The sequence below is a fragment of the Vreelandella janggokensis genome (assembly GCF_031451615.1).
Classification (GTDB): Bacteria; Pseudomonadota; Gammaproteobacteria; order Pseudomonadales; family Halomonadaceae; genus Vreelandella; species Vreelandella janggokensis.
In genome coordinates this window covers 94981-117043 of the sequence record NZ_JARWAJ010000003.1, presented here as the reverse complement: position 1 = coordinate 117043, position 22063 = coordinate 94981, and the positions used below count along the sequence as shown (strand labels likewise).

At 56.7% G+C, this 22063-nt stretch carries 26 protein-coding genes; 17 read left to right on the top strand and 9 right to left on the bottom strand.

What is annotated here, in order from left to right; genetic code table 11:
• The first annotated feature begins 55 nt into the window (after positions 1 to 55).
• Genes QC816_RS10130 through brnA form a run of 3 tightly spaced genes read left to right on the top strand, consistent with a single transcriptional unit; the run spans position 56 to position 570 of the window.
• Positions 56 to 181: a BrnT family toxin gene (locus QC816_RS10130; RefSeq protein WP_254902988.1), complete on the top strand. Its 126-nt coding sequence runs from the start codon at positions 56 to 58 to the stop codon at positions 179 to 181.
• Entirely contained in the window at positions 126 to 320 is a 195-nt protein-coding gene (locus tag QC816_RS18305; RefSeq protein WP_309781959.1) for a BrnT family toxin, read from the top strand. Before QC816_RS10130 ends, QC816_RS18305 begins: the two co-directional genes overlap by 56 nt.
• Complete coding sequence (gene brnA, locus QC816_RS10120) at positions 310 to 570, top strand: type II toxin-antitoxin system BrnA family antitoxin (RefSeq protein ID WP_085920353.1); 261 nt, start codon at positions 310 to 312, stop codon at positions 568 to 570. The genes QC816_RS18305 and brnA overlap by 11 nt, the downstream gene beginning before the upstream one ends.
• An 11-nt stretch (positions 571 to 581) precedes the next feature.
• Here the strand turns inward: brnA and QC816_RS10115 are convergent, their stop codons facing one another.
• The gene (locus QC816_RS10115; RefSeq protein WP_309781958.1) at positions 582 to 1487 is read right to left on the bottom strand and encodes a LysR family transcriptional regulator; all 906 of its coding nucleotides are present in this window, start codon (positions 1485 to 1487) and stop codon (positions 582 to 584) included.
• A 106-nt stretch (positions 1488 to 1593) separates the two neighbouring features.
• On the opposite strand from QC816_RS10115, the gene trpB reads away from it, so the two are divergent.
• The gene (trpB, locus tag QC816_RS10110) at positions 1594 to 2823 is read left to right on the top strand and encodes a tryptophan synthase subunit beta (protein ID WP_309781956.1); all 1230 of its coding nucleotides are present in this window, start codon (positions 1594 to 1596) and stop codon (positions 2821 to 2823) included.
• Positions 2824 to 2867: 44 nt separating this feature from the next.
• The gene (trpA, locus tag QC816_RS10105) at positions 2868 to 3686 is read left to right on the top strand and encodes a tryptophan synthase subunit alpha (protein ID WP_309782397.1); all 819 of its coding nucleotides are present in this window, start codon (positions 2868 to 2870) and stop codon (positions 3684 to 3686) included.
• Positions 3687 to 3804: 118 nt separating this feature from the next.
• Here the strand turns inward: trpA and QC816_RS10100 are convergent, their stop codons facing one another.
• Together QC816_RS10100 and QC816_RS10095 are read right to left on the bottom strand one after the other, a co-directional pair.
• Positions 3805 to 4410 carry a LysE family translocator gene (locus QC816_RS10100; RefSeq protein ID WP_085920356.1) on the bottom strand — a complete coding sequence of 202 codons (606 nt, stop codon included), beginning with the start codon at positions 4408 to 4410 and terminating at the stop codon, positions 3805 to 3807.
• Between the two features lie 25 nt (positions 4411 to 4435).
• Positions 4436 to 5266, bottom strand: coding sequence for an AraC family transcriptional regulator (locus tag QC816_RS10095; protein WP_268901000.1), 831 nt, complete (start codon positions 5264 to 5266; stop codon positions 4436 to 4438).
• A 139-nt stretch (positions 5267 to 5405) separates the two neighbouring features.
• Here QC816_RS10095 and QC816_RS10090 point away from each other — a divergent pair, with 139 nt between their 5' ends.
• From QC816_RS10090 to QC816_RS10055, 8 genes are all read left to right on the top strand, one after another.
• Positions 5406 to 6452 (top strand): DUF3541 domain-containing protein, encoded by a 1047-nt coding sequence (locus QC816_RS10090; RefSeq protein ID WP_309781953.1) that lies wholly within the window; start codon positions 5406 to 5408, stop codon positions 6450 to 6452.
• 51 nt (positions 6453 to 6503) lie between these two features.
• Positions 6504 to 6824, top strand: coding sequence for a hypothetical protein (locus QC816_RS10085; RefSeq protein WP_309781951.1), 321 nt, complete (start codon positions 6504 to 6506; stop codon positions 6822 to 6824).
• 13 nt (positions 6825 to 6837) lie between these two features.
• On the top strand, positions 6838 to 7731 hold the full coding sequence (locus QC816_RS10080) for a dihydrodipicolinate synthase family protein (RefSeq protein ID WP_199284860.1): 894 nt from the start codon (positions 6838 to 6840) through the stop codon (positions 7729 to 7731).
• Between the two features lie 74 nt (positions 7732 to 7805).
• The gene (locus QC816_RS10075; RefSeq protein ID WP_309781948.1) at positions 7806 to 8276 is read left to right on the top strand and encodes a nucleotidyltransferase; all 471 of its coding nucleotides are present in this window, start codon (positions 7806 to 7808) and stop codon (positions 8274 to 8276) included.
• Positions 8277 to 8313: 37 nt separating this feature from the next.
• Positions 8314 to 8745, top strand: a complete 432-nt coding sequence (locus tag QC816_RS10070) for a GNAT family N-acetyltransferase (RefSeq protein WP_264827801.1) — start codon at positions 8314 to 8316, stop codon at positions 8743 to 8745.
• A 352-nt stretch (positions 8746 to 9097) separates the two neighbouring features.
• A complete protein-coding gene (locus QC816_RS10065) occupies positions 9098 to 9514 on the top strand; it encodes a GFA family protein (protein ID WP_309781944.1) in 417 nt (138 codons plus the stop codon).
• 109 nt (positions 9515 to 9623) lie between these two features.
• Entirely contained in the window at positions 9624 to 9902 is a 279-nt protein-coding gene (locus QC816_RS10060; RefSeq protein WP_309782396.1) for a type II toxin-antitoxin system RelE/ParE family toxin, read from the top strand.
• A 227-nt stretch (positions 9903 to 10129) separates the two neighbouring features.
• The gene (locus QC816_RS10055) at positions 10130 to 10681 is read left to right on the top strand and encodes a GNAT family N-acetyltransferase (protein WP_309781943.1); all 552 of its coding nucleotides are present in this window, start codon (positions 10130 to 10132) and stop codon (positions 10679 to 10681) included.
• A 346-nt stretch (positions 10682 to 11027) separates the two neighbouring features.
• Here QC816_RS10055 and QC816_RS10050 read toward each other — a convergent pair whose 3' ends face one another.
• The 6 genes from QC816_RS10050 to QC816_RS10025 form a co-directional block, all read right to left on the bottom strand.
• Entirely contained in the window at positions 11028 to 12089 is a 1062-nt protein-coding gene (locus tag QC816_RS10050) for a tartrate dehydrogenase (RefSeq protein ID WP_309781941.1), read from the bottom strand.
• Between the two features lie 77 nt (positions 12090 to 12166).
• A complete protein-coding gene (locus tag QC816_RS10045) occupies positions 12167 to 13333 on the bottom strand; it encodes a mandelate racemase/muconate lactonizing enzyme family protein (protein ID WP_309781939.1) in 1167 nt (388 codons plus the stop codon).
• Between the two features lie 12 nt (positions 13334 to 13345).
• Positions 13346 to 13801 (bottom strand): tripartite tricarboxylate transporter TctB family protein, encoded by a 456-nt coding sequence (locus QC816_RS10040; RefSeq protein WP_066321644.1) that lies wholly within the window; start codon positions 13799 to 13801, stop codon positions 13346 to 13348.
• Entirely contained in the window at positions 13798 to 15336 is a 1539-nt protein-coding gene (locus tag QC816_RS10035) for a tripartite tricarboxylate transporter permease (RefSeq protein WP_085920365.1), read from the bottom strand. The genes QC816_RS10040 and QC816_RS10035 overlap by 4 nt, the downstream gene beginning before the upstream one ends.
• An 85-nt stretch (positions 15337 to 15421) precedes the next feature.
• Positions 15422 to 16372, bottom strand: coding sequence for a Bug family tripartite tricarboxylate transporter substrate binding protein (locus QC816_RS10030; RefSeq protein WP_066321646.1), 951 nt, complete (start codon positions 16370 to 16372; stop codon positions 15422 to 15424).
• A gap of 195 nt (positions 16373 to 16567) precedes the next feature.
• Complete coding sequence (locus QC816_RS10025) at positions 16568 to 17305, bottom strand: FadR/GntR family transcriptional regulator (RefSeq protein ID WP_085920367.1); 738 nt, start codon at positions 17303 to 17305, stop codon at positions 16568 to 16570.
• Between the two features lie 406 nt (positions 17306 to 17711).
• Between QC816_RS10025 and QC816_RS10020 the strand changes: the two genes are divergently transcribed.
• The 4 genes from QC816_RS10020 to QC816_RS10005 all read left to right on the top strand — a co-directional run bounded on the left by QC816_RS10020 (position 17712) and on the right by QC816_RS10005 (position 21753).
• On the top strand, positions 17712 to 18785 hold the full coding sequence (locus tag QC816_RS10020; RefSeq protein ID WP_309781933.1) for a DUF2235 domain-containing protein: 1074 nt from the start codon (positions 17712 to 17714) through the stop codon (positions 18783 to 18785).
• Between the two features lie 96 nt (positions 18786 to 18881).
• Positions 18882 to 19217: a zinc ribbon domain-containing protein YjdM gene (locus QC816_RS10015; RefSeq protein WP_264827788.1), complete on the top strand. Its 336-nt coding sequence runs from the start codon at positions 18882 to 18884 to the stop codon at positions 19215 to 19217.
• A 117-nt stretch (positions 19218 to 19334) separates the two neighbouring features.
• Positions 19335 to 19658 (top strand): DUF427 domain-containing protein, encoded by a 324-nt coding sequence (locus QC816_RS10010; RefSeq protein WP_309781929.1) that lies wholly within the window; start codon positions 19335 to 19337, stop codon positions 19656 to 19658.
• 307 nt (positions 19659 to 19965) lie between these two features.
• On the top strand, positions 19966 to 21753 hold the full coding sequence (locus tag QC816_RS10005; protein ID WP_309781928.1) for a DEAD/DEAH box helicase: 1788 nt from the start codon (positions 19966 to 19968) through the stop codon (positions 21751 to 21753).
• The last annotated feature ends 310 nt before the right edge of the window (positions 21754 to 22063 follow it).

Below are 22063 nucleotides of genomic sequence, written 5' to 3'. Positions count from 1 at the left end.
CAAGGAAGTGTTGGGCTACCTTGTGGTTTGAGTAAAAAAGGAATAATTTATACTCATGAGCGACTTTGAGTATGATGATGACAAAAGCGTAGCCAATCGGATAAAGCATGGAATTGACTTTCTAGATGCTCAGGCGCTTTGGAATGATCCTGATTTGCTGGAAATTCAAGCCAAATCATGATGATGAGCCGCGTTTTCTGATGATAGGGCTGATTGGTGATAAACACTGGTCTGCCGTCATCACCTACCGAAATGAAAAAATTCGACTCATTTCGGTAAGGCGCTCGCGAAAAAGAGAGGTAGAACTCTATGAAAGCTAACGACTTTGATCAAAAATTTGACCAGGATAGCGAAGACATCGTTGACGATCTTGATTTATCTACGGCACACCATGTTAATCAAGATCCGAAGCGAATCAATGTCGACTTCCCCGCTTGGGTGGTTGAGTCCCTGGATCGTGAAGCCGCCCGTATCGGCGTTACGCGTCAATCTATTATCAAAGTTTGGCTGGTTGAACGGTTGAAAGCCGAAGCGAGTCACAAGCTTCCGGACAACACGCAGCCTCACTAACGCCTTCGCATTTATCTCCCAAGCTCCCCCTTAAGCCATTCCGCCAGCGGCTCGCTTCGGCGGGGGTGGGTGAGTAAGTCCGCCTGAGCGGGCAGCCACAGGCAGAGCCGGGCGGGGGTTTCGATGCTGCCCCAGGGGGCGACCAGTCGGCCGCTCTTCAGGTCGTCTTCCACCAATAGCGTGGGGGCAATCGCCACGCCCAACCCCGCCACGGCCGCTTCCATCAGGTAGTAAAGGTGCTCAAATCCCTGGCCTTTACGTAGCGCCGCTTCAAGTTGTGACTGCTCAAGCCCATGTGCACTGGCCCACTGCGGCCAGGCCTGAGGGCGCGAGGCGGTGTATAGCAGCGTGTTGTCGAATAGCGTTGCCGGGTTGGCTGGGTCGCACTGCGCGGCCAGTGGCGGGCTCGCCACCGCGCATATCTGCTCCGGGATAAGCTCGACGACGTCCACCTCGGCGGGCCAGGGCGGCTCGGAAAACGCAAGGCTCGCGCTGGCGTCCGTCTGCTTTTCAGGATGCTCACTTTCGCTAACCACCACTTTCAGCTTGAGGTCAGGCAGGTCACGGTGAAGGCGGTCCAGCCGGGGAATCAGCCAGCGGGCCAGCAGGCTGCCGGGGCAGGCGAGGGTGAAGGGCGCATCCTCCACATCACGTTTGAGCGCGGCGCAACTATCGCGCAGTTGGGCAAAAGCATCGCTCAGGCCGCTTTGTAGCTTCTCGCCGTGGGGCGTCAGCACAATGCCGCGGCCCGCTTTGGTAAACAGCGCCACGCCAAAATGGTCATCCAGGCTTCTTAATTGGCGGCTGACGGCGCCGTGGGTCACGCTCAACTCCTCGGCAGCGGCGGTCACGCTGCCCAGCCGGGCAGTGGCCTCGAAGGCGCGCAAGGCGCTAAGCGGTGGCAGGCTATTGTGCATTGATGTGTGACTCCAGCTCACAGGTTGATGACATCTTATCGATTTTTCTCCCCGCCTGCTTGCGCTACTTTCATTGCATTGTTCGATAACGCATTCAGAGGTCGTGATGAATCAACCTGTAGACATATCCCAGAGCCTGCCCGATGCCAACGGCCTGTTTGGCAACTTTGGCGGCCGCTTTGTCGCCGAAACCCTGATGCCGCTGATTCTGGAGCTGCAAGACGAATACACCACCGCCAAAAACGACCCCGAATTTCAGCGTCAGCTGGACTACTTTCAGGGCGATTACGTAGGGCGGCCCAGCCCGCTCTATTTCGCCGAACGGCTGACCGAGCACTTTGGCGGAGCGAGCATTTATCTCAAGCGTGAAGAGCTCAACCACACCGGCGCGCACAAGATCAACAACTGCATCGGCCAGGTGCTGCTGGCCAAGCAGATGGGCAAGAAGCGCATCATCGCCGAAACCGGCGCAGGGATGCACGGCGTCGCCACTGCCACCGTAGCGGCGCGTTTTGGTTTGCCCTGCGTCATCTACATGGGCACGACGGACATCGAACGCCAGCAGACCAACGTCTTCCGCATGAAGCTGCTGGGCGCGGAAATCGTCCCCGTCACTTCCGGCACCGGCACGCTCAAGGACGCCATGAACGAAGCGCTGCGTGACTGGGTCACCAATGTGGACGACACCTTCTACATCATTGGCACCGTGGCCGGGCCGCACCCGTACCCCGCCATGGTGCGTGACTTCCAGGCCGTCATCGGCCATGAAACCCGCGCCCAGATGCTGGAAAAGGAAGGCCGTCTGCCGGATTCACTCGTTGCCTGCGTGGGCGGCGGCTCAAATGCCATTGGGCTGTTCTACCCGTTCCTGGATGACCCGGACGTTCACATGGTCGGTGTGGAAGCGGGCGGCAAGGGCGTCAAAAGCGGCCTGCACGCTGCCAGCCTGAACGGCGGCACCCCTGGGGTCCTGCACGGCAACCGCACCTACCTGCTGCAAGACGAAGACGGCCAGATTACCGATGCCCACTCGATTTCCGCCGGGCTGGACTACCCCGGTATCGGGCCCGAGCACGCCTGGTTACACGAGCAGAAGCGGGTCGAGTACGTCTCGGCCACCGATGACGAGGCGCTGGAGGCATTCCAGATCTGCTGCCGCAAGGAAGGCATTATTCCCGCCCTGGAAACCGCCCATGCGTTGGCAGAAGTCGCCAAACGCGCGCCCCAGCTTCCCCGCGAGCACTTGATGGTGATCAACCTGAGCGGCCGTGGCGACAAGGACATGACGAGCGTCGCCCATCACCTTGGCGATAAATTCGGAGTGAAAAACGTATGAGCGCTATCCAGGAAAACGCGATGAACGCTACCGTGAGTCAGACCATGCGCAACCCAACACGTCTTGACCGCTGCTTCAGTACACTCAAGCAGCAAAACCGTCCGGCACTGATCAGCTACCTGACCGCCGGTGACCCGGATGCCGTCACCTCGCGTCGCCTGCTGCACGGGCTGCCTGCCGCCGGGGTGGATATTATCGAGCTGGGCATGCCGTTCAGCGACCCCATGGCCGATGGTCCCGCCATTCAAAAAGCAGCCCAGCGCGCCCTGAACAACGGCCAGACCCAGGCCAAAACGCTGGACATGGTACGCACCTTCCGCGAACAGGACAGCACCACGCCGATTGTGCTCATGGGTTACTACAATCCCATTTACCGCTACGGCGTTGAGCGCTTCTTGACCGATGCCGCCCGTGCCGGGGTAGACGGTCTGATCGTGGTGGATCTGCCCCCCGAGCACGACGAAGAACTCTGCCAGCCTGCGTTTCGGCACGGCATCGACTTTATCCGTCTGGCCACCCCAACCACCGATGCCAAACGCCTGCCCCGAGTGTTGGCGAACGCCTCCGGGTTTATCTACTACGTCTCCGTGGCGGGCGTGACCGGCGGCAGTGCCCCCACACCGGAACGGCTGGAAGCCTCAGTTTCGCGCCTGCGGGAAGATACCGAACTGCCCATCGCCGTCGGCTTCGGTATCCGCACCGCCGAGCAGGCGGCAACCATTGGCCGCTATAGCGATGCGGTGGTGGTGGGCTCCGCACTGGTCGACTGCATCGAACACGCCACGACGCCTGATGAAGCCGTGGAGCGGGTACATGGGTTGGTCAGTGAACTGGCGGAAAGCGTCAGGGCCTGCCGGAGGTAGACAGAAGCGGAAACGACGCTGTGGGGCCGGAAACTCATGGCTATTAAATAAAAAGCGAATAGGGGTTATAAGGTGATTGGCGGTTGGACCATGTCATCGCTGTCGAAGTGTTAAACGCTCAGGACACAAGCGGCCTCCACACATGTTCGGCACCAATCGACAGCGCCACGGCGACCAATAGCCCCGCCATCAGCCAGTTGAAGCCCTTCACGACCCGCGTGCTTTTAATACGCTCACCCACCAGGCTACCGATGACCACGTAGCTACCTGGGGCGCCCGCCGCCATGGCGGACAGCCCCAGCGCCCAGATCACCAGGCTGACGCCCTGAATGCCCGCCGCCGGAAACTGAAGGGTGGCTATGGGCAGGGTCGCGACGATGGCCTTCGGGTTGAGCAGCTGCATCACCAGCCCATCGCGAAAGTTCAGCAGGCGCGGTGCATGATCAGGCTCGTCCAAATCCGCGCTGGCGCGGGCAATCTTGACGGCCAAGTAAACAATATAGCTACAGCCCAGCGCACTCACCAGGATCAGGGCGTTACCGCTGATCCAGGCAGCGCCCGCCCAGCCCAACACCAGCAGGTACACAAGCATGGCCGTTCCCACGCCCAGGCAAAACCCCACCGACTGTCTGGCCTGGCCATTGATACCTACATTCAGGCCGAGCAGATTCACAGGCCCAGGGGTGTACATGACGCCCAGGGCATAGGCGACGATTGCTAACATGTTGGAACCTCTAAGTGGGGTTTGGCTAACGCGTGATATCGCGCTGGTATTGGTGGGGCGTCATGCCGTAGATGCGCTTGAAGCGGCGATTGAAATGGCTAAGGTCGGCAAACCCAAACCGCAACGCCACCTCATTCAGCGGCGCCCCCTGATCCAGCGCTGCACGGGCCGCATTGATCCGGCAATTAATCACGTACTGGTGAGGCGTCATGCCGTAGTGCTGCCGAAACAGCCGCAAAAAGTGGTACTTGGATAAATGCGCAGCCTGGCTGATGTCGTCAAGCGACATATCGGTTTCCAGGTGGGCGTGGATATACGCCCTGGCAAGGTCCAGCAGGGCATCCGGCCGTTGCGTGACGCGGCTGGGTTGAACGCGGCCGCCTAGCTGAACGGTTCGCTCTACCACCTGATAAAGCGCATTCTCCTGGTCAATGCAGCTACCGGCCTGGGTACTTACCAAACGGGCCAGCTCGATAATGGCATGGCGCAGGGGCGCATCCTGAATCAGCGTTTGGTCGGAACGGAAGCCTGTGGCGCTTTCGCGGCCAAGTACCTCGGCGAACAGCGGCGTCACCTGTTCCGGGTGGGCATACACCATCAGGTAGTCCAGCGCTTGTGCGCCGCCCGAATGCCCGTCGTGAACTTCCTCCGGGTTGAACAGAATCACGTTGCCCGGCGGGCTGCGGTGAAACTGCCCACCGCTGAAAAAGTCCTGACGCCCGGCCAGCGTAACGCCAAAGGCATACTCCTCATGGGCATGCGGGTCGTAGCTGAAATCCTCAATCGCCGCCTTCAGCACCGTCAGTGTCGGCACGTGATGACTCTTGAAGAACTCAAACCGGCTAGCGTTGCTCATGCCGACCTCCCCTGATGAAACCCAACACCTCGAAACACACCCCTAGCTTATGCCGACAATGTCACTGATGCTTGTACATAATTGCTCATCGACTGTGCAATGATGGGCTATCGCTAGCGAACACCACCAAGGAGTTGGTATGAGAAAACTCTTTTCATTGATGATGGTGCTGTTGTTGACCGGCTGCACCGTCATGGCGCCGCAAGTGGAACGTGACGCACAGCGTGACGCCGGTCTGGCCATCCAGGAAGTCTACGAACAGGCGCTGCCGACGCTGTCCGAGGACAAGCAGCGCCACTTTGCCCAGCGGCTCTACCGCCTGACGGGCGAGCAGCGCTGGCGGCCCCTCAATCGTGCCTACGGCGAGCGTCTAATGGTGCGACTCGAGGAAGACATCGCCGGCCTGGCTGAGCCTGGGTACGCGGCTACCCGCAGCCGGGCGATCGTTGCCGACTACTCCCAGCGCACGGCCAAGCAGCGCGCTCGACGTGCCATGCTGGGGGAGTGGGGGGAAATCGCCTTTGCCCGGTCTCTGCTGTTCCGGCTTGTCCAGGCCGAGTACCACGACCTGCTGCCAGCCATTGAGGACCACCAACGGGCGCTGGACTACCAGGCAGAGGTCGACTGGGCGGCCTTCCTGACCGACCCCTCGGTGATCGAGGTCTATGCTGCTCAGGTGGCCAACTATACGTACTTCCTTCACCAGCTCGGCGTGATGGATCTGCGCCGGGAGGTGGAGGCAGCCTTCCGGCGCCACTACCCCCCCGAGCGAGTCGCCGAGCTCGACGACGCCGAGTACCGTAACTGGCTCTATGGCCTGACCCACTTCGTCATCGCTGACAGCCGCTACTACCAGCGGAAGGCGGACCCGGAAGTGCACGCTTGGGTGCTGGAAGCGCTGGAGCGGGAGGCAGCCGGTATCATGACCCGGGCCACGGCCGACATCCAGGCCGAAGTGGCACTGGCCTTCCAGCTAGCCGGTCGCGACGACCACCCGCTGGTGGGCCGGGTGCGCGAGGCGCTGGTGGCGGCGGTGGACCCGGCCAGCGGCATCATTCCCTCGCCCTCGGGGGAAAAGGGACTGGCGGGGGGGGAACATCGCAACGTTCTGGCGATCATGGTGTTACGCTGGCCGGGCCATCTGTATCCCGGCCCCGACCTCTCGGACGGAGTGGGCCAGCGCTGAAAAGCCCTGACGGGCAGCATGGTGCCAACGTCATACGCTTGAGGAATTTACATGGGAAAGCTCTTTTCACTGATTGTACTGGTAGCGCTGGGTTACGCTGGCTTGTACGTCTATTACGGCGTGGCCGTACAACAGGAAGTTGAACAGCAACTGGAAGATCGCGGGCTCTCGTCCATCAACGTCGAGGATGTGACGTACGGGCTGACGGCGCCGATCAGCACCTCAGCCAATATCGCCATTACCCTTACGTATCAGGGCGCTCAGGCGACCGTGGATATGGCCGTTCAGGGGCACCCGGTGTTCTCTGACGAAGTCAGTGTCGAATTTGACGGCCTCCAGGCGCTGCGCCTGGGGATCAGCTTTGGGCAGTAAAGGAGCCTTCATCATGTTGACCGGCCTGAGCGCATTTCCGCTAACCCCCATGAACGAGCAGGGCATTAACGAGCATGAGTTTGCTCGCCTGGTGGCGCGCCTGGCGGAAGCCGAGGTGGACTCCATCGGTGTGCTGGGCTCGACGGGCAGTTACGCCTATTTGAACAGTGACGAGCGTGCCCGCGTGGTCAAACTGAGCGTGGAAAGGGCCGCCAGGGTGCCCGTCATTGCCGGTATTGGCGCGCTACGCACCCGCGATGTGCTGATCAATGCCGAACATGCCCAGCAAGCAGGCGCAAGTGGCGTGCTGCTGGCGCCGGTGTCGTATCAAAAGCTCACCGATGAGGAAGTGTTCAGCCTGTACGAAACGGTCTGCCGCTCGCTGAGCGTGCCGCTCTGCGTTTACGACAATCCCGGCACCACGAACTTTCACTTCAGCGACGAACTGCACGGGCGCATCGCCCAACTGCCCCAGGTGCGCTCGATCAAGATACCGCCGGTGCAGAACGATCTGGCCGCTGCCAAGGCACGCGTTGCAGAGCTGCGCGGGGTAATCCCTTCTGATGTGACCATCGGCATCAGCGGCGACCCGGCTGCTACCAACGGGTTACTTGCCGGGTGCGATGCCTGGTACTCGGTGATCGGCGGGCTCTACCCGGACATCGCACTGGCGCTCACCCGCGCCGCCCAGGCAGGCGATACCGAGCAAGCGATGGCCCGCTCCCAGGCACTCGAGCCGCTATGGGCGCTCTACCGTGACTACGGCGGCAGCCTACGGGTTACCGCCACCATCGCCGAACTCACCGGTGACGTCAGCCAACCCTGCCTGCCTCAGCCGCTGAACACGCTGCAAGGCGAAGCCCGTGAAAGAGTCAAAGCCGTTGTTGAAACGCTTGCGTTAAGCTGAGGCCACCAGTTTATGGAAGGCCTTGACTCGGCCTGCATTGAACCCGCTGCAACGCCCCATTGAAAGGAGCCGTCATGCATCATTTAGCCGCCCAATGGATAGTGAGACTACTCAAGGATAGGAATATTCCTTTTCAAATCTGCGGAGGTCTCGCCGCAAGGGGCTATGGTGCTGATCGAGCGCTGAATGATATTGATCTGTTTGTTCCCGACGCGCACTTCGCGACGGTGGTGCAGGCAGGGCAGGCCTACCTATCCAAGCCCGCCGCACACCGCTGCGAGGAGGGCTGGGATTTAACCTACGTACAGTTCAAGTATGAGGGCATCAAGGTGGAAGTTGGCAACGCCAAAGGCGCGCACATTATAGATGCCGCCAGACAGTCCTGGGTACCGCTTGACGTAGATTTTGATCGTTATGAAACCGTCAATTTATTGGGCCTTGCGCTTCCCCTGATGTTGAAGGAAGACTTGATTCACTATAAATCGAAGCTCGCTAGACCAGTTGATATCGATGATGTTCGCGCTATGTGTGAGAGTGCATGTTAACGCCCGAAACTAACCGTCACCCGTGAGAGCCACAGACATGCACTACCGCACCATGACCATCGACGACTATGACGCCACCATCGACCTATGGAGCGGAAGCGAGGGCGTGCGGCTGCGCGATGCGGATTCCCGAGCGGGCATTGAGAAGTACCTGCGGCGCAACCCCGGCCTGAGCTTTGTGGCAGAAGTGGAAGGGCAACTGGTGGGCACGATCATGGCGGGCCACGACGGCAAGCGCGGCTATGTCCAGCATTTATCGGTGGCGGATTCCCAGCGCCGCAAAGGCATCGCCACGCAGTTGGTAAGCCTTTGCCTGGAAGCGCTCAAGCATGAGGGCATTCTGAAGTCGCATCTGATGATCCTTCCCGAGAACGAAACGGCCAAACAGTTCTGGGCTAGCCAGGGCTGGATCTGTCGGTCGGATATTCAGCTGTACTCGTTTGTGAATGGGGATAACCCGAACGTTTAGCCGTTGTTACACCACGTATTTCTCGCTGGGCGAAAACCAGGACATTGCCTGGAGCTACGTGGTGAAGCCGATTGAAGGGATTGAGGCGACGGCGGATAGGGTGGCGTTCGGCGGGGGGGAGCGCGCGCATGACGCCGTTAACCCTGAGTGGCAGTGCCGTGAAATGCCACAAGCGCGCGACGTTTGGATATGCGGCCTGAAGGTGATTAATATCCCAAATAAGCATAGGCTTGGGAGAGTTTGGCAGGCTGCAGTTGCTGGAAAAAGTGCCAGCACGTTCATTCAATCATAGAACGCGCCGTCTAATACGCTGTTAAGTGGACTTCACCTCTAGGCCACGGAAGAGATTCTAATGACTGATCATTTTGGTTCTTGTCTGTGTGGCACAGTGAGTTTTCAGGTAAAAGGTGATTTCGATAGCTTCTACCTGTGCCATTGCCGACATTGCCAAAAAGACACAGGGTCGGCTCATGCGGCAAATCTATTCTCACATTCCGCGAAATTGGTCTGGCAATCGGGTTCGGAGGCTGTCGTTTCCTTTACGCTTCCAGGTACTCGTCATAACAAGAGCTTTTGTAAGTTGTGTGGTTCAGCATTGCCAAATACCCAGGTCGCGGGTTTGCTTGTTGTTCCGGCAGGGTGTCTGGACTCTCAGATAACGATGTTGCCTACGGCGCATATCTTCTCATCCGGCAAGGCTGTTTGGGATGAGCGGTTAGAGGAAGTGCCCAAGTTTGAGGGGCTGCCAACGTGGACCGCCATCAAATAAGCAGTGCATTAAATTCGTGACGGTCCGATGGGCCTCCATCGAACGCCGTTTATGCCGTCATTTTCAGGCTATGTTGACAAGTGTCCCGTGACGCAATACGTTTTTCCTCATTATCAAACCCTTCGCTGACAAACGAACCCAAGAACTCTCCAAGGGCAAGTCAAAGAAATTTCCTGCGGATGTTGCACCGAGAGCCGCTAGAAAACTTGAATACGTGGATCTGGCCGTACAGCGTGAGGATTTGAAAGTGCCGCCCGGCAATCGCCTTCACCCACTTTCCGGAAACAGGCAGGGGCAGCACGCAATCTCAATCAATGATCAGTGGCGTATCTGTTTTCGTTTTGAAGACGGCGATGCTTATGGAGTCGAAGTGTGTGACTACCACTGAGTGAGGTGATAACTATGGCTTTACCGTTTCGGGGTTGGCTGAATGCGCAGCGATCTGTTGATCTTTGGAAGGCAGCTCAGTCGATCAAGGAAGAAGTGGATCGAATCAAGCCGCTACATGCTGCATAACCAGGCCATGCACCGGATGCCAAAACCTCCGCTTTCCTCTGGTTTTGCCACCGGTAATGGCGGGCGTTCTGTGTATCAAGTAGTGCAGTTTTCAAGGCCATGTGGAAGGAGGGAGTTAAGGTGGGTATAAGGGCTGCTGTGGAGCAGGATCTACCGAGAATCGTCGAAATTTATAACGCCGCAATTCCGACTCGGCGTTCGACGGCTGATACCGAAACAGTCACCATAAATTCGCGCCTTGAGTGGTTTCGCAAACACAATCCAGACCGTAGGCCTCTTCTCGTTTACGAGCAAGGCGACGAGGTTGTGGCGTGGATCAGTTTCGAAGACTTTTACGGCAGGCCGGCATACCAACATACGGCAGAACTAAGCATTTACGTTGCGCCAGAGCACCAGGGCAGGCTTATGGGTAAGAAGATGTTGCAGGCAGCGGAAGAGTTGGCGCCTCGGCTGGGCATACAGATTCTGGTCGGTTATGTCTTCGCTCACAATTCACCGAGCATTCGACTGCTGCAGGCATTCGGGTATCAAGAGTGGGGGCGGCTTCCGAATGTCGCGCAGATGGATGGCAAAGAGTATAACCTTTGCATCCTGGGTAAGCGTCTTGAGCACCAAGCCAGTACCGAACAAAGCGCTCCCGCCAACTGCTGAAAGCGGCGGCTGAGCGATGCGTTAATCAGAACTCCCGCCAGGGTCCGCTCCTGGCCGATTCCTGTCTATGTCGGGGATGTTTACCTGACAGATGCAACCATTCCCATCAGAGCTAAATACTGTTTTTTCGTAAGAAAAAATGTCTTCCGCTTCACCTTGCCAGGGTAAGACAGATGGAAGGTCACTTTTGCTTCTTTGAATCCGTCATGCGATCTAAGGTGCTGTATGTCGTCGATAAAAATGAAGTATAAGAGGCACAGTTAAGCAGGACTCACGAATTTTCGTTAAGTTGCTTCAAGAACGCCATTCTTGAAGCAACGGCTAGCTTGAAGCAACGGCTATGTACTTATTGTTGTTCGATGTCGGAGCAGATGGCTCGGGTCATATCCTGCGTGGTCGCAGTACCCCCAAGATCCATTGTCTGTTGGCCTGAGGCGGTTAATCGCTCTATAGCCGCCATCAGTCTCTCAGCTGCCGTCAACTCCCCTAGGTGCTCCAGCATCATGGCAGCTGTCCAGAAGGCACCCACGGGGTTGGCAATGCCTTTTCCAGCAATATCAAATGCTGACCCATGAATCGGCTCAAACATGGAGGGAAACGCTCTCTCAGGATTAAGGTTGGCAGTGGGGGCAATGCCCAAGCTGCCTGAAAGAGCGGCGGCCAGGTCCGACAAGATATCGGCATGGAGGTTAGTCGCCACAATAACATCCATGGTCTCGGGTTTTAGTACCATACGGGTAGTGGCTGCATCGACAAGTTCCCTATCAATCGTCACGTCAGGAAAGTCTTTCGCAACCTCGAAAAACACTTCATCCCACAGCACCATGCCGTATCGCTGGGCGTTGGACTTGGTGACCAATGTGAGTTTTTTCCGCGGGCGGCTTTGGGCGAGTTGAAAAGCGAAACGGTGAATGCGTTCTATCCCTTTTCGAGTAAATATCGCCACCTCCGTGCCGACCTCCTCGGGATGCCCACGATGCGAACGACCACCGTTGCCCGCATATTCACCTTCGCTATTTTCGCGAACGATCACCCAATCGATTGTTTCAGCACCTTTTAAGCGGCTATTCACACCAGGGAGTACACGGGCAGGGCGTACATTGGCATATTGGTCAAAGCCCTGGCAGATAGCGAGCCGAAGGTCCCAAAGCGATATATGGTCGGGAACCTCCTGGCTGCCTACCGCACCGAAGTAGATAGCATCAAATGTCGAAAGCTTTTCGAGTCCGCCCTCCGGGATGTATTCGCCCGTCTCGAGGTAGCGCTTAGAACTCCAATCGAAATCTTCGAATTCAAACTGAAAATCGTCACTTTTCTGCGATAACGTTTCCAGTACCTGCTTACCCGCTTCAATAACTTCAAGGCCTATTCCATCACCCGGTATAACAGCGACACGGTGATTGCGCATATCGTAAGCTCCTGCTTTTATAAAAAGCGTTGTTGTAACTTGTTGTGGCTGAGCGGCCAGGGCGTTATCAGTACCGCTCAGCGGAGATGCTTATCGAAGACGTTCATGAGCTCTCGTTTGTCCTCGAAACCAATGCCGGGCATCGCCGGGATAGCAACATATCCACTTTCGATGGGTGTCGAGTCGGCGAAGCCGCCGAACGGCGCAAAAACCCTCGGGTAGGACTCATTTCCTCCCAGCTTGAGGCCGGACGCGATGTTGAGAGCGAACTGGTGGCCACCGTGCGGAATACATTGTCTCGATGACCAGCCGTGTTGCTTCAGCACCTCGAGCATGCGCAGGTATTCCACCAGCCCGTAGCTGAGGACGGGATCCATCTGCAGAATGTCGCGATCAGCGCGCATGCCGCCGTAACGCAGCAGGTTGCGAGCATCCTGATGAGAAAACAAGTTCTCGCCGGTGGCCATGGGGGGCGCATAGTGCTCACCCAGTTGCTGCTGCAAGGCGTAGTCGAGGGGGTCTCCCGCCTCCTCGTACCAACGAACCCCATAGGGGGCCAGGCCCTCCGCGAAGGCCAGCGCGGTCTTGAGATCGAAGCGGCCATTGGCATCAACGGCAAGGCGTGAAGCGTCACCGACAACGTCGATTGCCGCCTCGACCCGTTCGAGGTCTTCGGCCAAGGGCACCCCGCCGATCTTCATCTTGGTACAGGTATAGCCAAGGTCGAGATAATCGCGCATCTCGTCTTTAAGGGCACTGACCTGCTTACCGGGATAGTAGTAACCGCCTGCCGCGTAGACCGATACGTTCGCATCGGCTGTCCCATCGCCATGACGCTCGGCCAGAAGCTGTGCCAGGGACTTGTTCTCCGTCTTGGCAACGATGTCCCACACCGCCATGTCGATGATGCCCACCGCCACCGAACGCTCACCGTGCCCACCGGGCTTCTCATTGGCCATCAATACGTTCCAGACCCGGAAGGGGTCGAGATTGGCCCCGCTGTCATCGACCAGGGCCCTGGGGTCGGCTTCACGCAGGCGAGGCAGAAAGCGCTCGCGCAACAGGCCACTCTGCGCATAGCGGCCATTGGAATTGAAACCGTAGCCCACTACCTGACGGCCATCGACCCAGACATCGGTATAGATCGCCAGGACCGATACATCCATCTTCGCGAAGGAGATATAGGCGTTGGCAATGTCCGAGGCGATTGACACCCGCGCCTCACGAATATCGGTGATTTTCATGCATCACTCCTACTAAAAGAACAGACCCGTCGGCAGGCGCACATTGAGCACCTCCGTGAAGGTCAGGTAAAAGACGCCGACTAGCACCACGATGATGGGGCTCCACTTCAGCATGCGCTGCCAGCTAACCACCGTCTCGACCCTGGCGAGGTACCAGGTAAGCGCGAAGAAGGCGATCAGCGTCGTGAGCAGAAACCCCAGCAGGTCGACCAGGCCCCACCAGAGAAAGAAGCCGATGATCACCGTGACCAGGCGCAGTGGGCTGCCGGTGATCTCGACTTGGCGGCCACTCGGCTTGACGAAGCCCTTGACGATCAGGGCGACCGAAATGAGAGTGAGGATCAGCAGGACGGCACGCGGAAAAATGATGCTCAGTCGGCCGATATCCGCCCGCGGGAACCACAGCGCGGCACCAAAAGTCAGGCCTAGAGCGCCTGCGGCGATGTCGGTATTGAGGCGCACGATCATGACGAGCCTCCGCTATCCTCTTCGACCTTGTCCAAAAGCCCCTTGCGGGCCAGCCACATGGGCACCAGTGCCGTGGCGGCGCCCAGCAGCACCATGCCGGCCAACACCATGGAAAGCGGATTGCTCACCAGCCGCAGCCAGGGAATCGGGTCGACGACCGCCGCCATCAACGTCTGCACATAGCCCTGTTCGGCAATGCCACCCAGGATCAGGCCAAGCACGATGGGGGCCGCCTGGATGCCGATCAGTCGCAAGAAGTAGCCAGCCGTGCCCAGGATGAGCATGATGCCTACATCCAGCATGCTATTGCGCAATGCGAATGTCCCAAGGATGGTCACCATGGCGATGCTCGGCACCAGGAAATAATAAGGCGTGCGAATGACCACACGATGGATCAGGCGCCCGCCCAGCAGCCCCACCGGCAACAGCATCAGCGCCGATAACCCCATGGAAAGGATGAAGCCGTTGGTCAACACCCCAGACTCGGTGAACAGGTCGAGGCCCGGTCGCAGCCCATGCATCAGCAACACCCCGAGAATGATGGCATCGGGAGGCGCCCCGGGAATGCCCAACGTCAGCAGCGGCACCATGCTGCCAGCGACCATCACGTTGTTGCTCGACTCCGAGGCCACCACGCCATCGATGTTGCCCTTGCCGAAACTCTTGGGGTCCTTGGAGAAACGCCGTGCCTCGTTGTAGGCCACCAGGCTGGTGACGTTTCCTCCGGCCCCCGGAATGATCGCGATAATCTGCCCGATCAGGCAGGAGCGGATCAGGTTGACGGGCTTGATGAAGATATGCCGGGCGATCCTGGCGATGGAAACCTCCTTCTTGCGCAGCTCGCCACCGCCGGGCAATGCCCCGCGCCCCTCAGCCGCCATGGTCAACAGTTCGGGGACCACGAACAGCCCGATCAATGCGACGATCAGCTCGATGCCACCTTGTAACGGCGGATAGCCAAAGGTGAAACGGCTCTCTCCCCCGACCGGCGACACCCCGATCGTGCTAAGCAGAATGCCAATACAACCCGCCAATAACCCTTTCAAGAGCGAGTCGCTGGACAGGCTGGCGACCAGCGTCAGCCCTAACATCGCCACCCAGAACATTTCTGAGGGGCCGAAAGCAACCGCCAGCCGGGCAAGCGGCGGCGCGAGAATCAATAGAAAGATGACCCCGATGATGCCGCCCACCACTGAGGCAATGGTCGCTGCCGCCAGGGCCTCATAGGCTCTGCCCTGACGTGCCATGGGGTAGCCGTCGAACGTGGTGGCAATGGACGATGGGGTACCGGGCGTATTGATCAGGATGGCCGTAAAAGCACCGCCATAGATAGACCCCATGTAGACCGCCCCCAGCGCGATCAACCCCTGCAGAGCTTCCATTGAGAACGTGAAGGGGAGGAGCATGGCAAGCGCCATCGTGGCCGTCAGTCCTGGCATGGACCCAATGAAGAGTCCCGCCGAGACGCCCAGCAGTACTGTGAAGATACTTTCAAAGGTAAGGAGGGAGGTCAGCGCCTCCAGTAACATCTCCATGAGTCACCCTCCCAGTGGCCACGCGTGTGGCCATCATGGTTCAAGAAAAAGGGGCCCACTCAGGAGCCCCACGGAGGGAAAGGTGTTACTCGGCCTCTTCGAGGATGGGGCCGTAGGCTTCACGCAGCATGGCCATGACCTCGTCAACTTCATCACCGGTGATGTATTCCATCACGAAGCCCAGCGGCTCCTGTTTCTCGGTGATCTGCCGGTTGGCCTCTGCGAAGGCTTCTTCGAGGGTTGCAACCACCTCGTCAGGGGTGTCCTTGGGCACCGCAACGCCGCGATAAGCACCGCCCACGATGTCGTAGCCCTGCTCCTTGAAGGTGGGGGCATCAGGCAGCGCCTTGACGCGCTCTTCGGCGGCCACGGCCAGAACCTTGACGCTATCGGCCATCTCGGTGCCCAGCATGGTGTAGTTAAAGATGCCGGCGACATGGCCACCTTCCAGTGCCCCCTTCAATGGCCCGGTTCCCGAGAAGGGAATGTAGGTCAGATCGATATCGGCTGCTTTCTCGAAGCGCAGCATGTCCAGGTGGTTAGCGCTGTAGGTACCACTGCCGCCCAAGGTAATCGCCTCTGGATTCTCCTTGGCGTCCTCGACGAGATCTTCCAGCGTATCGTAAGGGCTATCGTCGGAGACGATCAGCGCATTGGGAGTTGAGTGGAAGAAGGTGACGATTCTCCAGTCGTCGGTCTCGTAACCGGCGTCATTGCGCTGGATCGGCTGGCCGATGATATGCGGAATATTGACCCCGATGATCTCGTAGCCGTCAGGCTCAGCGCTGTTCTGGAATTCGCTCCAGGCCACTGCACCCCCGCCGCCCGGCCGGTGAGTCACGTTGACCGACACGCCAAGCTCCTCTTCCAGGATCGGTTCTTGGAAACGCGCCGTCACATCGGATTCACCGCCTGGATCGAAGGGAATGATGTAGGTGATGTCTTCTTCCGGGTACTCAGCCTGGGCCATTCCGGCAAGGCCCATGGTGGCGATTGCCGTTACGGACATCGCGAGCGTCTTGTAGGTAAATGTCATAAAGTGGTGCTCCGAAGTAGTTGTATTATTTTATCTACGTTTCTTCGTCGTTATGGGCAGTGACGCGAATCAGAGCCGTGGTGTTTGTTTTTATATTTCTCGGCCTGCGTCCTACGGGGTCGTTACACTCCCTCATTCGCCAGGGTGAACGACCTTACAGTTCAAGCTAGTCGAGTTGTAAAAGTTGTCAAATCCCTATCCTTCGAAGACGCGCCGACGCGAACTGCTCAAGTGATGCTGCATACAAAAAGCGGCACGTTCAGGGTCTTCCGCAAGGATGGCGTCGTGGATATCACGGTGTTCGACCTGTACTTCGGGGACATGGCGCTCTGGGCGTCGCAAGCCCAGGCCGCGGGCCATGTTTTGGCCATACGTGATGGCGGGCTTAAGCGACAGCAGGGTATCGGAGAAAAACCGGTTATGCGTGGCGTGAGCGATGGATAGATGAAAGTTGAAATCGGCATCCACGCCCAGTTCATTGTCGCGGATACGCTGCTCTAGCAATGCCAGCGCTTGAGCCAGTGCCACACGTTCTTCGTCTGTTGCCTTGATGGCCGCGAGTCGTGCGGCCTCGGTTTCCACGGCGATTCGGAACTCAAAACAGCGTTGGATATCGGCCAGGCTTTCCAGCGGAGCGAACTCAAGCATGGCACGCTCGGGGCGCCGCTGGACGAAACTTCCCGCCCCACGTTGTGAGCGAACTAATTCATCATCGCGCAGCCTGGCCAACGCTTCGCGCACGATTGGACGCGACACACCGTAATAGGACGCCAACTGTTCTTCTGATGGAAGCCGCTCACCCTCACCGAATTCACGCTGAATAATTCGGTCGACGATATCGCCGTAAACCCGGTCGCTAAGCTTCTGGCCCTTGCCGTCTGGCATCTCCCTGGAAGGGGGCGCTGGCGAGACTTTTTCCATGGATGGAGGCATGCACTTTCCCCAAAACTGTTGGTCATCACTGTTTATTCACTGCCAGCATACGCCAGCAAAGTGTTGTGCCTCCATCTTCAGCGCGGTTCAATCGTTACCTGAAGAACCCGGCAACGAACGATAGCGGGTTCGGTCTCCCTGAAAGCCACGCATGGATGCCCAGGCCGATTGGCTTTGGCGCTGAGACATCGGCCGATCAGTGGAATATGGGGATCGGATGCCATGTAAAGCGAGATAAAAAGATCGCCCGCATCGAGGGCGCTTTTGCAGATTGGCTATCAACAGGTGACAGAAAGCATTTTCGACTACAGTTAGTTACATAATGTTGAGGCCGCCGAATGCGCTATGCCCAGGGGTATATAGCGCATCCGCTGCTCCTCCGTCATCGGTCATGAGCACTGTTCAAGTGCGCATCATCATGGGGAACACCATGACAAAACAAAAACTGATCCTGCTCTTTGATGGCACCTGGAACGACCCAGAAGACCAGACGAATGTTTATCGTCTTACACGGCTCATCCACGATTATGATGGTGATGTAAGGCAACGGTTCTATTACGACCCTGGTGTGGGTACCTCCAGGTTTCGGCGCATCAGCGGCGGTGCCTTCGGTTTCGGGCTGAGCAAACATTTACGGAAAGGCTATGACTGGCTTTGCAGGCGTTACCAGGAGGGCGATGAGATATGGATATTCGGGTTCAGCCGTGGTGCCTACACGGCCAGAAGCCTGGTGGGGCTGATACGAAAATGTGGATTGGTGCACGTGGTCACGCCAGGGTTGCTCGGCAAGGCCGAAAGCATTTATCGGGACAAAAATCTGCACCCGGATGCTGACGCTTGCAAGGATTTCAAGAAACGCTACAGCCGCCAGCCGAGGATTCATTTCATTGGCATATGGGATACCGTTGGCGCGCTGGGCGTGCCCGGCACCAACCTGTTTAAAAGCCAATACGATTGGCACGATACGGAGCTTTCCAGCATTGTCGACCACGCTTACCAAGCGGTGGCGCTGGACGAGCACCGGGAGACCTACAACGTCTCGCTCTGGACCAGCAAGGATGGCAAGCCAAAAGCCGATAACCGCGACGTAGAGCAGCGCTGGTTTATCGGCGCCCACGCCAATGTCGGCGGCGGGTATGGCCCCGACGACACGCTGCCGGACATACCGCTGAACTGGATGCTGGGCAAGGCGGAAAAGGCGGGCCTGAAAGTGAATCCATTCGACGTTGCCGAGGATGCCTGGAAGGCCGCGCCAAGAGATTCTTTCGCCGAGTTTCTGTGGGGGATTTACGGCAAATTCAAACGCATCGGAAACGCAGAAGATGGCCGATTCTACCGGAAATATTCGCAAGGGATGCAGGGGAAACCGGCGGTCAATATCTCAATCGATGACAGCGTCTGGAAGCGCTGGGCTGATACAGCCTGCGATTACCGGCCACGCACCTTGACCGATGCCAAACTGACCCCACCGGAGCAATAGGCAGGGCAGGCAAGCTTCATTGGTGTGACTCCATTCGCCAAGTCTGCCAGGGCGCAGTATGATAGGCCGCTAATCAAACCACAGAAGCCATTACTTATGTCCTGCCCGCCTTGCCCCCGTTGCCAGTCCGAGTTTGTCTACCAGGATCAAAGCCTGTTCATTTGCCCCGAGTGTGCCCATGAATGGAACCCCGAAGAGGCCGCCGCTGAAGACGCGGTCACCGTCAAGGATGCCAACGGCACCCTGCTGGCAGAAGGCGACAAGGTCACGCTGGTGAAAGACCTCAAAGTAAAAAGCAGCTCCCTCGTGCTCAAAATTGGCACCAAAGCCGTGATCAAACGGCTCAAGGAAGGCAAAGACCACCAACTGGACTGCAAAGTCGACGGCGCGGGCGACATGATGGTCACCGCCCAGTTCGTGAAGAAGGCTTGAACCCTACCACCAATCCATCCGCTACCGACTAAAAGCTAAGCTGCGAGGGTGTGTTTAACCTAAGTTAACTGCTAGGCTAATTTTACTAGAGCGAAAATCGCCGCAGGGAACAACTTAATGCCACATGCCCCACGCATCGAGCTCCACCCCGTTAACCAGCGCGTGCAGTTGCATATGGATGGCAAGCTGATCGCCGACTCCACCCAAGCCCTCGAACTCCGCGAAACCGGCTACCCGCCACGCCACTACTTCCCGCGTGAAGAAGTGCGGATGGATTTGCTGACCACCTCAGAAACGACGACCTATTGCCCCTTTAAAGGCAATACGGTGTATTTCTCGCTGGGCGATCAACAAAATATTGCCTGGAGCTACGAGCAGCCGATTGAAGGAATGGAAGCGATAGCGGGTAGGGTGGCGTTTGGTGGGGAAGAGAACGAATGACGTCTTTCGAACCTGAGCGGACGTGCTGGGAAATGCAGTAGGGGCGCGAATTTTGGTTATACAGCCTAATGGAAATTAATATCACAATAAATCATAGATTTGGGAGAATCTAGAAGGCTGCATTTTTCGGAAAAAAGTGTTGGCACGTTCATTCAATCATAGAACGCGCCGTTTAATACTCTGTTATGCGGCACCAGCTATAGCGCGTATTCCGAACGCTCGCTGGTTAAACTGATCTCATTACGTAAAAATCGATGGTTTTTCAGCTAGAAGTAGACTAAAGAGAATTTTTCTTAAGGAGATTTAAGTGACATTTACAGAGCCGTTCGAAATTGAGCAAAATCAAAATCTGAGAGCCCCGCAAAGAGAGGGTTGGTTATCAATTCGCGACCATTATCAGGATAATATTGACGCCGAGCGGTTTGTGGGCATTGTCCTACCGGTTGGGTGCGGGAAGTCAGGGCTAATATCTGTAACACCTTATGCAACTCAAGCTCACAGAGTGTTGGTAATTGCTCCTGGTACTCGAATCCGTGACCAGCTTGGTGCGGACATGAAATCAAGTAGCGCTACCAACTTCTATGAAAAGTGCTCGGTACTACCTGAAGATGCCGAGTATCCAGAAACAGTAGTCGTCGCAAGCGGCACAGTAAACCACGATGATATAGAAAACGCAGACATAGTGGTATCCAATATCCAGCAAATAGCTGGTGAAGAAAATAGATGGCTTGGCGAGCTTGCAGATAACTTTTTTGATCTAATTCTAGTCGATGAAGGTCATCACAACACAGCGGCCTCGTGGCGTCAGGTTTTTAACCGATTCCCCAATGCACGAGTAATTAATTTCAGTGCAACTCCAACGCGGTCAGACGGGCAGCTCATGGAAGGCCATGTCATATACTCATTTCCTGTAACTCGAGCAATACAGGCCGGTTATGTAAAACGACTATCCGCAAAAATGCTTCGCCCATCCGAACTGACTTATATTGATAGTGGCAATGGTGAAGAACGTACAATCGGGTTGCGTGAAGTAATTGATCTTGGTCAACAGGATGCAGAGTTCCGTCGCGGTATTGTGATGTCAGAAAACACATTATCTTCAATAGTAGACTGCTCTATAGGTGAGTTAAGGCGGCTCAGAGAAGAAACCGGCGAGCAGCGACTGAAAATCATTGCCTCGGCATTAAATATTGATCACTGTATACAAATCACAGAGGCGTTTAGAGCAAGGGGCTTGAAGGCAGGCTATGTGCATTCGCGCGAGGGGGCGGATGTGAATCAGAGAGTTTTCCAGAAGTTGGAAAATCATGAGCTTGATGTGATCGTTCAGGCTAGGATGCTTGGCGAAGGCTTTGACCATAGATTTTTAGCAGTCGCAATGGTCGGCAGCATATTCGCAAACCTATCGCCTTTTGTTCAGTTCGTGGGGCGAATAATGCGTGTCGTTGAGCAAAACTCTCCAGATAATCCAGTCAACCGTGGAGTAGTGGTGTTCCATGCCGGAGCAAACGTAGCTCAGCGCTGGAATGACTTTAGAGATTTTAGCACTGCAGACCAAGCTTATTTTGCCGACTTATTGCCAGAAGCAGACAACGTAGATTTCGATCCAAATGGAGCCACCGAAAGAGAACCGACGGGGGCGGGGGGGCTATCCCCTGTTGATATCGTATCTGAATCTGATGTATCTGCAGCCGAAATGGATCCTATTGGCAATCCAGAAGTAGCCGACCTTCTTCAACAGCTTGTAGACAAAGGCATCACTCCAGACCAAGCCGCGGCGGGAATCCGCAGAATTCGACCTACCCGGCAAGACCAACGCATTGCACGCCGTAGCGCCTTGAACGAGAGAATTCAAAATGAGACCGGTGGATTGTTGGGGCGGTGCGGAGTAAATCCTGGTGGGCGCAATCTAGACCCCCGGCATCAAAGCACAAACTTTCAATGGGTGGTTGCTGAACTCAACCGCAGAGTGAATGCTACCGTGGACCAAGAAGGCTCAAATCGCGAGAACTTCACTCTCACCCAGCTGGAAACCGCTCATGAGGCTCTGAATGGGCATGTAGCCTCTATCGAAGAGGAAATACATAATGGGTAGACCAAAATCGCTTGTCAAAAACGTTTACATTTCTGAAGCAAGAAGGGCTCACTCCTGCAAGTCAAATACGAATCATAGAATAAAAAATGGTGAGCAAAGACTTACTGTAAAGGAAGGGCAAAGTGAGAGAAATTATTGTATGGACTGCGGTAAGCGGTTTATAGACTTGGCAATAGAGGATTTAAAAAGAATCCGATCAGATAACTGGCCGGAGTAACGTCAAGAGTGTTGGTCCGTTTTTCGGAAAGTAAAGAGTGACGCCTAACCAGGCCAAGCACAGCGGCAGCTTTTCCGTTGCGGCTTCGCCTAC